This is a genomic window from Bordetella genomosp. 8, from assembly GCF_002119685.1.
Classification (GTDB): domain Bacteria; phylum Pseudomonadota; class Gammaproteobacteria; order Burkholderiales; family Burkholderiaceae_B; genus Bordetella_C.
Window position 1 is genome coordinate 4,517,166 of the sequence record NZ_CP021108.1, and the last position, 13,652, is coordinate 4,530,817.

Consider the following 13,652-nt stretch of genomic DNA (forward strand, 5'->3'; position numbering starts at 1 on the left):
GATGGACGTGATAGCCATGCCATGAGCATTACTTACGCGTTTCGTCATAAAACAAATAGTCCGTATATCCTTTGGCGTCGAAACTGTAGAACGTGTTCCGATCGTAGGGATTCAACGGTATGCCCAACTCAATGCGTCTAGGGAGGTCTGGATTCGCGATGAAATGACGACCGAAGGAGATTAGGCTTGCATAGCCATTTGCGAGCGCATCCTCTGCTGTGTCCGGCTCGAATCCACCGGCAGCGATGAGCGGCCCATTGAATACCTGACTAAGCTCTTTCGCCGCTATTGGGCCTTGATCCGGGATCACCAGATCTGTACCTTTTATGCGAGGTTCAATGAGGTGCAGATAAGCAAGGCCAAAAGCATTGAGGCGTTCCACCACGTGCCGGAAAAGTGCGCGCGGATTGCTATCACCCATACCATTGAAAGTGCCGCTGGGACTGAGCCGTACCCCAACTCGATTAGCGCCCCAGAGGTTGACAAGAACCTCGGTCACCTCAGATAGAAGTCTGGATCGATTGTCGATAGTTCCGCCGTATTGATCGGTCCGTCGATTGCTATTGTCTTGAAGAAATTGATCGATCAAATGCCCATTGGTGGCCATTACTTCGACACCATCGAATCCGGCTAGCTTCGCGTTTATTGCCGCGCTAGCGTATTGCGCCAGGACCTCTGGAATCTCTGCTGTCTCTAGCGCCCTATGGGGTGACGCCTGCTGAAAGCCTTCTGGTGTGTCGACGACATTGCTCGGATCAGCCCAATATGTCGGATCCACCGAAGCACTGACGGGTTGTGCGCCGCCAGTAATTGACGAATGAGAAGTTCGACCTGCATGCCAAAGCTGGGCGAATATGTACCCGCCCTTCGCATGCACCGCCTGCGTGACACGTCTCCATCCTTCGACTTGCGCCTCTGTGTAAAGACCTGGGGCGTGATAATAGCCTCGCCCCGTTTCGGCAATTGCCGTCGCTTCGGTAACGATTAGCCCTCCGTCAGAAGCTCGTTGGCCATAATATTCGGCCATGAGATCACTGGGGATACTGGTCCCTGGGTTGGCACGCAGTCGGCTCAACGGGGGCATCACTATGCGATGCTTTAGGGTGATCGCCCCGATCCGAATTGGCGTGAGAAGTTTCTTTTGAGTTACGAGGCCCATCGAGTTTCCTGAAACTTATTGGAGATAGTTAAGGACCGCCTCCGTCCTTCGACAGACTTTCACCACGGACTTCGCTTACAGCGAACCCGCTCTGATCGGCAAGTGGCAGGAGGAAATTCTATCTACAGGTCTGATGCGCGATGCTATCTTCCAGCGCACGATCCCGTCAACCTCTATCATGTGATAGATGCGTTCCCCCAATCCAGCGCAACATTGCCGTGGCTGTGCGCCGTAACTGAGCGGGCGGGCCCGCCGTCTGTTAGACGCTGTGGGCGGGTAGAGGCGTCCAATCTCCTGCTCGGCGGGACATTGTCGTCATATGCCGCCCTTCAGAGGCCTGAGGCGCAGAGAGGATCAGGGGAACTACGAATTGGCGAACTGTCCAGACAGTTCTATGGTCCGGCTTTGCCTGCGCCGTCTAGTCACGCAGGATTCACTTGCAGCAAGATCGAGCGCGATTTCTGCTTGAAGCGAGAACGCAGATGAATGTAAAGCAGCTCGAAATCGTTGCCCAAATAGCGAAAGGCGGCTCGTTACTTCGAGCTTCTATTTCGCTCGGCTTGGCTCAATCGATTGTGAGCCGCCATCTGACTCAATTGGAGCAGGAATGGGGTAGCCGCCTGTTCGAGAGGACTGGCCGGGGCATGGTACTCACTGAGTTTGGCCAACAACTTCTCCCTCAGATCGAGTCCTTCCTGCAAAGCGCCTATCAGTTAGATAATGCGGTCAAAGCAGCCTCCGTGGTCCCTACCGGCGTCGTGAAAATCGGCGTCGTCCCGTCATTGGCGAACATTATGGTGCCACGCCTGATTGACGATTTGAAGGCTCACACACCTGGGATCAGGCTGTCTTTCGTCGAAGGCCTAAGTGGACTACTGGATGACCTCCTATCAAGTGGCCGTGTCGATCTCGCAATCATCAACAGGTACGGAGCGGACAGCCCTTCATCTGAAGATCTCCTTGGCGAAGTCGAGACATATCTTGTTTGCGACCCACGCCACAAATTCGCGGCGCGACAAACAATTCAGTTTTCCGAGTTGAGTGGGCTTCCTCTTATCTTGCCGTCAGCGGGAAGCGGCTTACGTAGGATACTTGACCAGCTTGGAAAACGCTTGGAGATCCACATCAACGTCCATATGGAAGCCGAGTCGCTATCAGTGATGAAGAAGGTTGCAGCCTCGGGCGCCGCGATGACACTACTTCCTGTCAGTGCAGTTGCGGAAGAAGTGCGGGATGGAGCCCTTTCCATTATTAAACTTATCCAGCCAGACATTCCCAGACGCATAATGCTGGCAACCACGCAGCACCATGGGATTTCCCGCGCCGCCCGAATCGTCGTAGCGCGTCTGCGGTGTCTTGCACCCGAACTGATCGGTCGTGCGTGCTCTGTCGATTAGAGAGTCGATAAGAACTAGACGAATTCTCTCTATCCCAAGCTGTCTGTCGAGACATCACCCGGACCTAGTCCGGGTTTTTTTGCACCATTTTGGGCGACTTGCGGAAATAGGAAAGCTGGATTCCGCTATGCGTTGACAGCGTCAATGCATTTTGCTCAATAGTGACGCACATTCTGAGAACCTTTAGGGGAACCATATGCTCTCTCGTCTCTGGCTAGCCACGGCGCTTTGCGCACTCAGCGTGAGCGGCCTTGCTCATGCCGATTATCCAGACCGTCCGATCACAATGATCGTTCCTTTCCCGCCTGGCGGTCCTACTGATGCTATCGCGCGCCACGTCGGACAGGCTCTTGGTAAGGAGCTGAACACTTCAATTGTGATCGACAATCGGGGGGGGGCCGGAGGCGTGCTCGCGACAAATTTAGCCGCAAACGCCAAGCCGGATGGCTATACGGTTTTCTTCGCGACGACCGGCACCATGACGATCAATCCAGCCCTTTACAAGTCTAGCCTGAAGATTGATCCACTCAAGGCTTTCACCCCAGTAGGGACTGTGGCGTCCGCTGCAAATGTACTTGTAGTCTCGAAGGAAGCCCCCTACAACAGCCTCCAGGACCTGATTGATGCGATCAGAGCGAACCCGAACGTACTGACGTTCGCTTCCAGTGGCAACGGGGGGATTATTCATCTGACGGGCGAGCAATTCAAGAACATGGGTCGATTTCAGATCTCGCACATTCCGTATAAGGGATCGGCTCCGGCCATGACTGACCTTATGAGTCAACGCGTGACGATGATGTTCGACGTCATCTCTGGTTCGATTCCATTGATTCAAGGCGGCAAGCTAAAAGCTCTTGCCGTCACGAGCGACAAGCGGCTACCGATACTGCCTGACGTCCCCACGATGGCCGAAGCGGGCATGCCTGGTTTCGAGACTACCAGCTGGTTTGGCCTGGTCGCGCCGCAGGGGACACCGGAGTCTGCTCTCTCGAAATTGCACGACGTTCTACAACACATTCTGGCCAGCCCCGGCTTCAAATCCCAATTACAGGCGCTGGGCGTCGAGCCGATGCCTGGCAGCCGAAAGGATTTTGATGAACAAATTCAGAAGGACACCTCCAAATGGGCCGACCTGGTACGCAAATCTGGTGCGACGGTTGACTGAATCATGAACGACAACTTCGAATATCTATTCGCGCCCAACTCAGTCGCCATCATAGGCGCCTCGGACAATCCGAACAAAATTGGCGGCCGACCAATACATTTTCTCAGGAAGTATGGGTTCAGGGGCGATGTCTATCCCGTAAATCCCGGTAGACAGATGGTCCAGGGCTATCGGGCATACAGCGATATCTTGGATGTGCCCAGCGTCCCCGACTCAGTAGTCATCGCCGTTGGCACTGATGCTGTGGCGGATCAGGTGGAGCGCTGTGCCCAGATGGGTGTAAGGGCCGCGGTGTTGATGAGTTCGGGCTTTGGCGAGCTGGGCGAAAAGGGCCGCGCACGAGAACGGCGCCTGGTCGAGATCGCCAATGCATCGGGAATGCGGCTCATGGGGCCGAACTGCCAAGGCACGGCGAACTTCTCGAATGGCACGATCCTCAATTTCAGCACTATGTTCACGGACGTGGCCGCCCAAGATGGCCCCATTGGTATCGTGAGCCAGAGCGGTGCTGCAAGTGTGATGCCTTTTGCGCTACTGCGCCAAGCAGGGCTGGGTGTGCGCTACGTCATCGCTACCGGCAACGATGCTGATCTCGGGGCTTGCGCGATGGCAGAAGCGGTCGCGCGCGACGAAGACATCAAGCTCATATTGGTGTATCTCGAACAAATCTCTGAACCGCACCGCCTAGCCTCTGCTGCACGCATCGCGAAAGAACGAGGCGCCTACATCGTAGTGCTAAAGAGTGGGGGCAGTACAAAGGGCGCGTCTGCTGCGGCCTCGCACACTGGGGCTGTTGTGGGGAACGAAGCCGCGATCGATGCTTTCCTTGCTAGATCCGGGATCTGGCGCGCACGTGATATCCAAGATTTTATCTTGGCCGCACCACTCTATCTAAGTGACCGCCCAGTCGGGGCTGGACGCTCAGTTGCGATGAGCCATAGTGGAGCAGTTGCCGTAATGACTGCCGATCTTGCTGAGCGTGAAGGACTTGAACTCGCCGACTTAGCGGACGAAACAAAAACGCGCCTCACAGCCATCCTTCCGGATTTCGGCACGGCGCACAACCCTCTTGACACGACGGCTGCTGTCCTAAGTGATCCTACTATGTTCCCGCGCGTGCTCAGTGCGATCGGCCTGGACTCTCAGGCGGATACGGTGATGGTGAGTGTTCCCATGGCTGGGCCTGGCTACGATCTGGAGACGTTCGCCGACGCCGCGGCAGAGTTTGTACGTACCCAGAATAAGCCTATGGTACTCAGCGCCCCCCAGCCGAATGTTCGGGCCGTCTTCAGCGCGCGCGATATACCAGTCTACGCCACCGAAGCCGACGCGATCCGCGCATTGCAGCAATACACCAAACATCAACAGCTGCGAGCTGCGCTTCGGGAAAGCCGCGTAATCGAACCCATCATGGGCTTGCCACGAGGACTGCAAGACGAGCATCGGAGCCTTTCCTTGATCTCCGACCATGGCGTACCTGTAGTTGAGAATATTCTGTGCAATTCTCCGGACGAGGCAGTGACCGCATTTCATGAACTAGGCAATGTCCCGGTGGTAGTGAAGGGATGCGCGGCATCCATTCCTCACAAGAGCGAGCATGATCTGGTCTATCTGCACATTCGCTCCACAGATGATGCGCGCCGAGCTGCCGAATCATGCTTTGCAGCGCTGAAGGACATGGGCATCACGAAGCCACAAGTCCTGGTTGCGAAGATGGTCAAGGGAGAGCACGAAATTGCTCTAGGCGCGACCGTGGACGCCAAGCTGGGCCCGCTGGTTATGATTGCAGACGGCGGCACGCTCGTGGAACTTCGAAAAGATGCTGTCACGCTACTGGCGCCGTTCACTGCCAAACAAGCGCGCGAAGCGCTTGCCCGTTTGCGCATAGCGCCATTGTTTCAGGGATATCGTGGAAAGCCCCCACTCGACGTTCAAGCATTGGCAGAAGCAGCTGTAGCGCTTGGCGATTTTGCCGCGGGCAGCAGAGAATCGCTGATATCTGTCGACATCAATCCTGTTATGGTAATGCCGTCGGGCGAAGGTGTCCTCGCAGTCGATGCCGTGGTGGAGCTGAATCAATGATGGCAGCTACCGTCACTCAATCCACTACTAAGACCGCTGAGGTCCTGGTGACCAAGATTGACGATATCGGCATTCTGACGCTGAATCGGCCTGCAAGGATGAACGCAATAACGACCTCTTTGCGCAACGAGCTTATTGCGCGGCTAGAGGCATTCAATGCCGATGATTCCGTGGGCGCCATCGTCATCAAGGGAGCAGAAAGCAACGCGTTCTCTTCTGGTCAAGACCTCGAGGAGGCTGCACAGATCGATTGGAAGACCATCATCTCATGGCAGCAAGCTCAAAAGCGAATGTATGACGCTGTTCGTGAGCTCGACAAGCCTTGTGTGATCCAGGTTGATGGCGTATGCGCGGGTGCAGGCTTTCACATTGCATTGCTCGCTGATTGGCGGGTGGCCACGCCGGAGAGCCGCTGGGGCCAGCCAGAGGTCAAAGTGGGCCTGGCAAGCATCACCGGTCCACACTTTATGAGCTTGCATATTGGCAACACTCACAATGTTCAGTTGTCGGTCATGGCCGATCTGATCAGCGGACAGCGCGCTTATGAAATGGGACTGATAAGCGAACTCACATCGCCTGAACTATTGGCGGAAACCGCTATGCGGCAGGCTCGTAAGCTGGCTACGCTGCCCCGCACTGCTGTTCGACTCACCAAGCAACGCCTCCGAGCCGTAAGCCAGCAAGCGTATGACGATGCGTGCGTAGCTGGGATCAGGGCGCAGCTGGAGTGTTTCGAGGCAGGTGAGCCACAAAAGTTGATGTCCGAATTCTTGAAGCGACGCAAGAACCACGCATGAAAATCGCTCGCGGACCTTACCAAAGCCTGCTATGCAGAAGATGAGGAAGAATGATATGACGCTATACCGTTACAAAGATAAGTCGCCGGCCGTCGCGTCGGACGCAATGATCTTCGAGAACGCGGTGGTAATCGGCGACGTTCATATCGCTCGCGGTGCCAGTATTTGGCCAGGCGCGACGATTAGAGCAGACAACGACACCATCATCATCGGCGAGAACTCCAATGTTCAAGAACAGGCCGTCCTGCACGTCGACCCCGGACATCCTCTAGACATCGGCACAAACGTCACAGTTGGCCATCAAGCTGTCGTTCATGGATGCACGATCGGCGACGGTACGCTCATAGGCATAGGTGCGGTCGTCTTGAACGGCGCCAAGATCGGAAAGAACTGTCTGGTAGGCGCCGGTGCCCTGGTCCCTGAGGGCCGTGAGATCCCCGATGGCTCGCTCGTGATCGGCATTGGCAAAGTCGTGCGCGAGCTGTCGGCTGACGAAATCGCCAACCTTCATGCGGGGACCGCCGCCTATGCTGCAAAGAGCCGAACGTTCCTCTTGGACCTCGATCGGATTGAGTGAAGAAAACACACAAAAGAGGCTCATCGACGAGAGGCGTCGCCGACCACCAACAGTGATGCCGTCGCCACCAGTACGCTGAAAGAAAAGACGTCGCTGAAGGAAGCAACGTGTTTGACAATTCGGTACTGTGGCGAGCCAGCTTATTCCAATCTGATAGGCACGAAATCGGGATCGAGATGTGGGAAGGCGTAGTGTCCGATCAGATGTGCAGCGATGTCGAAAACGCCGTCTTTGATGGTAAGTTCTTTAATGCGATCATTCTTGCCGCGCAGCTTTTGCCATTCTCTCAAACTATGATTTTGCGCTGGAGTAAACGTGCTTAGGCCTCGGCGAGCTGGCCGCCGGAGAGTTGAGCCTGTATTGATCGGAGAAAGTTCCACGCGCTCCCAGCAAGCGCGTAATACACTTAACGTATCCAGCATGAGCACGACGCGCTTCACGCCTAGCCTTATGCTTGCCCGCAAATGAACATCGACGCTCTTGTCGTCGACCCAAAAAAATACTCTTTGGTTGAGTAGGCGCAGCCAATCCGCCGGAGTCAATCCATCTTCCAAGCAATTCGCCAAGGCTTTACTGCTCAACGGTAGGTTGTCGGTGAGCCTGGCTTCACCATGGATTGGATGACGGATGATAAGACTTGTAGCACGTCTCTGCGACTCCATAACCGTGCGCCGTTCCAATGAGCTTTCGAATAATGTCAACAGCCTGCTGGTCGAAAGCAACCCATGTTCTCTGATGCTGGTCAGGGCTTCAGGGTAAGTAATGTGATAGAGCCGCGGGTGCTTAGCGGCAAGTTCTTCGGGGGACACAGTAGGTTCTCACGGTCAAAATCCAGAGTCATCGACGCCGGCGCCGACGCTTGAAAGATTTCAGCACAGCGTCCAAGAAGCCAAGCTTCTTGGACGCGCACAGCAAGTTTCTGTACAACAGGGGTCTACTCTCAGGCAAAGAGGCCCTGGAGCTGTGAATAGGCCATGGCGCCCTCCGACACCGTATCGGATCGACCAGTCTTTAGAAAATCCTCGGCCAGTCGCCCTGCGTGCCCCCAAACCGCCTGGGAAATCGCTGAGCCAGCGCTCAGCCGGCGCACTCCTAGCTCACCTAGGTTGGTTGCGTCACCCAAGCCTGGCCAGGCCATAGTGTTCAATGGCAAAGAGATCTGGTCGACAACCGCAGTGATGTGATCGCCTTGTTTGATTCCCGGCAGAAACAATCCATCGGCACCAGCACTCGCATACCGAAGTCCTCGAGCAACAGATTCCTCGACAAGTTTGGAGGGCTCGACTAAATTTGCAAGAAAGACATCCGAGCGCGCGTTGATGAATAGATCTGTGCCGGCTTTGGACGCAGCGTTCCGGATAGCATCGATCTTGAAAGCCAACAGTTCCGGATCGTCCGAGCCATCTTCTATATTGATTCCGACTACACCGACACCGACCAGGCGCATCACATTCTCAGCGACTTTCTTCGGATCGTCCGAGTATCCGTTTTCAACGTCGATGGACAGCGGCGCTTCTAATATCCGCACCATGTTGCTCGCTGCGTGCACCGTTTCCTCGATGGGTAGTAGCCGGCCGTCCGGATAGCCGAGGGACCAAGCCAGGCCTGCACTGGTCGTGGCGATAGCACTTGCGCCAAGGCTCTCAAAGAGGCGAGCACTGGCAGCGTCCCATGCATTTGGCAACCGAAGCGGACTGGTGTTGCGATGCAATTGGCGGAAATTCTCGACAGCATTGGACATTTCGTTCTCCTGAAAAGATGTGTGATGATGCAAGGTCTGTCTCTGTTCGAGTAGCAGATAAAAAAGCGAGAGATTTTGCGCAGATCGGGCCAACTAGTTGATGTTCTTCGCCAAAGCGACTGTCGACTCCCAGCCGCCCCCAAACGCCCGGAACACCCCGACCGCTGCACGAGCTGCATTAGCGCGATTGGCATCGAGTTCGTCACGCGCCGCAAGTAGCTGTCGATCCGCATCAAGCACATCGGTGAGCGTGATCGAACCTGCACGATATGCACGTTCAGAGAGATCCCGTGCTCTGACTAGTGACTCCACCTGGTCCTGCAGCTGCGCCACATGGATCTGAGTTTGGCTCAGGCCGACCAGCGCATTTTCAACATCCTCGGCTGCTCGTAGGACGGACTGCTTATAGACCGCTAGCGCCTCGGCATTCGAACCACGAGCCTGCGCGACCTCGGCATCGACCTTGCCAGAATCGAAGAGCCTCCAGCGCAGTCCCACTCCTCCGGCCGCTTGGAATGCACTTGAGGTAAACAAATGGCCGCTCATGCTATCGAAACCGAGGAGTCCAGACAGGGAAATCTTCGGGTAGTAATCAGAGATCGCGACACCGATTCGTTCGTTGGATGCGGCGAGTCGCCGTTCCGCCGCGATGATGTCAGGCCGTCGCCGTAACAGCTCGACAGGCTCGCTGTCGGCCGGAATCGCGGGAATGCTCGGTATCGCCTTTGCTTGACTTAGATCTTTGGCGTAGGTTCCGGGCTGCACGCCCATAAGAACATCCAGGCGATTCAACTGTTGCTCCAACGCGATTCGTAGTGGAGGCACAGTCGCGCGGGCCGATTTCAACAAGGCCTCAGCCTGCGCCACTTCCAGACCCTGCGCCGCACCCGCGGCGTAGCGGCGCTGAACGAGCTGCAGGAGCTGTTCATCCACTTTTATCTGCTCTTGAGCGATGGCCAGGCGGGCTTGATAACCCCGGACCTGGAGGTATGAGTCGGCGGCATCGGCTGCGACCATCACTCGCGTTCCCGCCTGGTCGGCCTCTGCGGCTGTCGCCTCGGCCTCCGCTGCGGCCGCGCCACGCCGTACACCTCCAAAGAGATCCAGCTCCCAGCTCGCCGCCGGACCTATGGAGACGTCATGCACGTCTCGTTTGAATCCGGGGCTACCGCTCGCGATCGTACCGATGGGCCCACGTAAGCTCTGATGGGTGGCACTAGCTGAGCCGCCGAGATCGACAGTGGGTAGCAGCTGCGCACCAGCGCCAGATGCGACGGCGCGAGCTTGACTCACACGTGCTATCGAAGCGGCCAGATCGAGGTTCTGTGCCAGTGCTCGCTGGATAATCGTCACCAACATCGGGTCATCGAATCCAGTCCACCAACGATCCAGCGCGGGAGCAGAGGATGAGCCCGCTGCGGAGACAAGCGAAGCATTGTGAAACGGCATCAGCTTGGTATCTGGAGCTTTATAGTCCGGACCGACAGCACATCCGGCAAGGATCAAACTAAGCAACAGGCTGCTCAGCGCCATTTTGGGAGCGATTTGAATTGAGCGTTTCATGCTTCTCTCCAGGAATCGGATGCTTTCTTGGTACGGTTGCCGAGCTTGCGAACGATCGTGTAAAGGGCTGGAGTGAATAACAGGCCAAATGCCGTCACGCCTATCATCCCAAAGAACACAGTGGTTCCTAGCGATTGACGCATTTCCGCTCCCGCACCGTGAGCTATTACAAGCGGCGCCACACCCGCGATAAAGGCAAAGGAGGTCATCAAGATCGGGCGCAGCCGCACTTGCGCAGCATGCACTGCCGCATCTTCGGCTTTGACGCCATCCTCTTCTTGCCGCTGTTTGGCGAACTCGACGATCAAGATAGCGTTCTTGGCTGCCAATCCCACCAGCACTACAAAGCCGATTTGAGCGAGGATGTCGATTGGCATGCCGCGGATATTCAGTCCAGCGGCGGCGGCCAACAAACACATCGGCACGATCAACACAATGGCGAGCGGCGTCGTCCAGCTCTCATATTGGGCGGCCAGCACAAGAAACACGAACAAGGCTGAGGCTGCGAAGATCACCAGTGTCGGCGTTCCATGTTGCTTCTGCTGATAAGCCAGGTCGGTCCATTCATATGTGACGCCAGCCGGGAGAACTTCCTTCGCGATCTGTTCCATGCGATCCATCGCGGTGCCCGAGGAGACACCGGGAGCAGCTGCGCCTAGGACCTCAGATGCCGGATGCAGGTTGTAGCGCGGCACCCGATAAGGCGTAGTCTCATCTCTGAACGTCGCAACCGTACCGATAGGCACCATGTCACCGTTAGCATTACGCGCTTTCAGCCGTGCGATGTCTTCTTTGGTCCTACGGAACTCCTCATCGCCCTGAACGAAGACCTGATAGGTGCGCCCTAGATAGTTGAAGTCATTGACATATTGCGAGCCGAGATAAAGCTGCATTGTTGAAAAGACGTCCGTGGTCGTCAAACCAACTTTCTCAGCTTTCAAGCGATCGACATCCGCGAAAACCGATGGCGAGCCCGCGTTGAACAGCGTGAAAACGCCGCCGAATGTCTTGTCTTTGTTTGCCGCGGCAACCAAGGCATTAGTGGCTTGTGCCAAGGCATGAGGTCCCAGGCCAGCACGGTCTTCCAGCATCAGCTTGAATCCGCCGGCGGCACCCAGTCCCTGCACCGCTGGAGGCTGTATGACCGCAACATAAGCGTCTTTGATGACCGACAGTCGCTGGCGCAACGTCTGAACCATTGAGGCAGCCGTCACACCCGGCATATGCTCACCGTAGAGAGAAGGAAGAGAGGTAAATACCGTTCCTACGTTAGGTGCCACGGTGGACGTAGCCACATCGAACCCAGCCGTCGGGGACGTGTGTTTTACGCCTGGGGTATTCAGTGCGATGTCGTTCACTTCGCGCACTACCTTGTCCGTCCGCGCCAAGCTAGAGCCCGGTGGCAGTTGGACAATCACAGCGAGATAACCGATGTCCTGATCCGGGATGAAGCCGGTGGTCATCTGGGACATTTGAAACCCTGTCGCACCGATCAAGCCGACGTAGACCACACCTACCAGCGCTGTCGCCCGTACGAGACGCGCAGTGAGCCGGCCGAACTTTGTGGATAGCCATTCAAAGCCCGAGTTGAAGCGATCGAATGCTGGCTGCACGAAACGCGCGACTCGTCCGCTCGAATGGTGAGCATCCGATTTATGGGCTTTCAACAGGACTGCCGCTAGCGCCGGGCTAAGGGTGAGAGAAACGAAGCAAGATATCAGGGTTGATGCCGCGATAGTGATCGCGAATTGCTTGAAGAACAGCCCCGAGATGCCCGAGATGAACGCGGCCGGTACGAATACGGCACACAGCGTGAGCGCGATAGCGATCAGTGCACCCGATACTTCGTCCATCGTACGATGAGCCGCTTCGCGCGGAGACATACCCAACGCCATATTGCGTTCGATGTTTTCCACCACCACAATCGCGTCGTCTACGACGATCCCCACGGCAAGCACTAGGCCGAAAAGCGAGAGGTTGTTGATCGATGCGTCAAACAAGGCGAGGAAAGTGAATGTGCCGATCAGCGAGATTGGGATGGCTACAACCGGAATGATCGTCGCACGCCAATTCTGCAAGAACACGAACACCACCACTACAACCAGCAGGATCGCCTCCAGGATGGTCTGGATGACTTCCTCGATCGAGTACGTCACAAAATTGGTCGGATCGTAGATTTTGATGTAATCGATGCCCGGCGGGAAACTCTTCTTGAGCTCGGCCATCTTGTCCCACACTGCATGCTGCACCTCAACGACGTTCGCACCCGGCGTGGCGATGACCCACCACGGAGCGGAAACGTTGCGGTCTGCGTAAGCAATGGAGCCATAGTCGGTCGAGCCCAACTCGACGCGCCCAATGTCACTGATCCGAGTGACCCGGCCCTGCTTGTCCGACTTGACGATGACGTTGCCGAATTCTTCAGGCGTTGAGAGGCGACCAAGGGCCTCCACGTTTATCTGATAGGCTGCATCGTTCGCCACAGGAGGCTGGTTGAGGCTACCTGCCGAAACTTGCGCATTTTGGGCGCGAAGGGCCGCCAGAATCTCGTTCGCATTGATGTTGTACGACGCTGCTTTATCCGGATCGACCCAGATTCGCATCGCATACCGCCGCTCACCCAAGGTCCAGAAATCCGCAACCCCAGGTAAGCGAGCAATTTCGTCTCGAACCCCGAGCATGTAGTTGGACATGTATTCGGCGCTACGCGAGCCATCAGGCGAATATATGTGCACACCCAAGAGCAACGCTTGAATCGTCTTCTTGACCTGAACGCCCTGTAATTGCACTTCTTGGGGCAGGCGCGACAGCGTGTCGTCCACTCGACTCCGTGTATGCAGCAGCGCTTTGTCGGGATCTGTGCCGATCTTAAAGATCACTGTGATGGTGAGTTGACCATTGCCGGTCGATTGACTACTGATGTAGTCCATGCTTTCCACGCCGTTGATGGCTTGTTCGAGCGGCGTTGCGACGCTTTTCGCGATCGTCTGCGCAGATGCGCCCGGATAAGACGCCGTGATCTGTATCGTCGGTGGAACTATGTCCGGATATTGAGCGACGGGCAAAAAAAACATCGTCGCCAGGCCGCACAAAGCCACGAAGATGTTGATCACCGTCGCGAACCGAGGACGATCAATGAAGAAATGAGTGAGTTTCATGGTCGAGCTCCGC

The 13,652-nt window shown here is 56.1% G+C and carries 10 protein-coding genes; 5 read left to right on the plus strand and 5 right to left on the minus strand.

Annotated elements, in window-relative coordinates:
- Nucleotides 1–28: 28 nt before the first annotated feature.
- Nucleotides 29–1,159, minus strand: coding sequence for an alkene reductase (locus CAL12_RS20505; RefSeq protein ID WP_086066305.1), 1,131 nt, complete (start codon nt 1,157–1,159; stop codon nt 29–31).
- Between the two features lie 482 nt (nt 1,160–1,641).
- On the opposite strand from CAL12_RS20505, the gene CAL12_RS20510 reads away from it, so the two are divergent.
- The 5 genes from CAL12_RS20510 (at nt 1,642) to CAL12_RS20530 (ending at nt 7,177) form a co-directional block, all read left to right on the plus strand.
- Complete coding sequence (locus tag CAL12_RS20510) at nt 1,642–2,556, plus strand: LysR family transcriptional regulator (protein ID WP_157793051.1); 915 nt, start codon at nt 1,642–1,644, stop codon at nt 2,554–2,556.
- 196 nt (nt 2,557–2,752) lie between these two features.
- Entirely contained in the window at nt 2,753–3,721 is a 969-nt protein-coding gene (locus tag CAL12_RS20515; protein WP_086066307.1) for a Bug family tripartite tricarboxylate transporter substrate binding protein, read from the plus strand.
- A gap of 3 nt (nt 3,722–3,724) precedes the next feature.
- Complete coding sequence (locus CAL12_RS20520; protein WP_086066308.1) at nt 3,725–5,803, plus strand: acetate--CoA ligase family protein; 2,079 nt, start codon at nt 3,725–3,727, stop codon at nt 5,801–5,803.
- A complete protein-coding gene (locus CAL12_RS20525) occupies nt 5,800–6,600 on the plus strand; it encodes an enoyl-CoA hydratase/isomerase family protein (RefSeq protein WP_232464578.1) in 801 nt (266 codons plus the stop codon). The genes CAL12_RS20520 and CAL12_RS20525 overlap by 4 nt, the downstream gene beginning before the upstream one ends.
- Before the next feature lie 55 nt (nt 6,601–6,655).
- A complete protein-coding gene (locus CAL12_RS20530) occupies nt 6,656–7,177 on the plus strand; it encodes a gamma carbonic anhydrase family protein (RefSeq protein ID WP_086068015.1) in 522 nt (173 codons plus the stop codon).
- Between the two features lie 140 nt (nt 7,178–7,317).
- On the opposite strand, the gene CAL12_RS28135 is transcribed toward CAL12_RS20530, so the two are convergent.
- From CAL12_RS28135 to CAL12_RS20550, 4 genes are all read right to left on the minus strand, one after another.
- A complete protein-coding gene (locus tag CAL12_RS28135) occupies nt 7,318–7,986 on the minus strand; it encodes a DUF7002 family protein (RefSeq protein ID WP_157793052.1) in 669 nt (222 codons plus the stop codon).
- A gap of 131 nt (nt 7,987–8,117) precedes the next feature.
- Nucleotides 8,118–8,918: an isocitrate lyase/PEP mutase family protein gene (locus tag CAL12_RS20540; RefSeq protein WP_086066310.1), complete on the minus strand. Its 801-nt coding sequence runs from the start codon at nt 8,916–8,918 to the stop codon at nt 8,118–8,120.
- A gap of 93 nt (nt 8,919–9,011) precedes the next feature.
- Nucleotides 9,012–10,481: an efflux transporter outer membrane subunit gene (locus tag CAL12_RS20545; RefSeq protein WP_086066311.1), complete on the minus strand. Its 1,470-nt coding sequence runs from the start codon at nt 10,479–10,481 to the stop codon at nt 9,012–9,014.
- Nucleotides 10,478–13,639: an efflux RND transporter permease subunit gene (locus tag CAL12_RS20550; protein WP_086066312.1), complete on the minus strand. Its 3,162-nt coding sequence runs from the start codon at nt 13,637–13,639 to the stop codon at nt 10,478–10,480. The genes CAL12_RS20545 and CAL12_RS20550 overlap by 4 nt, the downstream gene beginning before the upstream one ends.
- Nucleotides 13,640–13,652: the final 13 nt, after the last annotated feature.

Coding starts and splice junctions, on each gene's coding strand:
- CAL12_RS20505 (WP_086066305.1), bottom strand. CDS start 1,159: ATGGGCCTCGTAACTCAAAAGAAACTTCTCACGCCAATTCGGATCGGG.
- CAL12_RS20510 (WP_157793051.1), top strand. CDS start 1,642: ATGAATGTAAAGCAGCTCGAAATCGTTGCCCAAATAGCGAAAGGCGGC.
- CAL12_RS20515 (WP_086066307.1), top strand. CDS start 2,753: ATGCTCTCTCGTCTCTGGCTAGCCACGGCGCTTTGCGCACTCAGCGTG.
- CAL12_RS20520 (WP_086066308.1), top strand. CDS start 3,725: ATGAACGACAACTTCGAATATCTATTCGCGCCCAACTCAGTCGCCATC.
- CAL12_RS20525 (WP_232464578.1), top strand. CDS start 5,800: ATGATGGCAGCTACCGTCACTCAATCCACTACTAAGACCGCTGAGGTC.
- CAL12_RS20530 (WP_086068015.1), top strand. CDS start 6,656: ATGACGCTATACCGTTACAAAGATAAGTCGCCGGCCGTCGCGTCGGAC.
- CAL12_RS20540 (WP_086066310.1), bottom strand. CDS start 8,918: ATGTCCAATGCTGTCGAGAATTTCCGCCAATTGCATCGCAACACCAGT.
- CAL12_RS20545 (WP_086066311.1), bottom strand. CDS start 10,481: ATGAAACGCTCAATTCAAATCGCTCCCAAAATGGCGCTGAGCAGCCTG.
- CAL12_RS20550 (WP_086066312.1), bottom strand. CDS start 13,639: ATGAAACTCACTCATTTCTTCATTGATCGTCCTCGGTTCGCGACGGTG.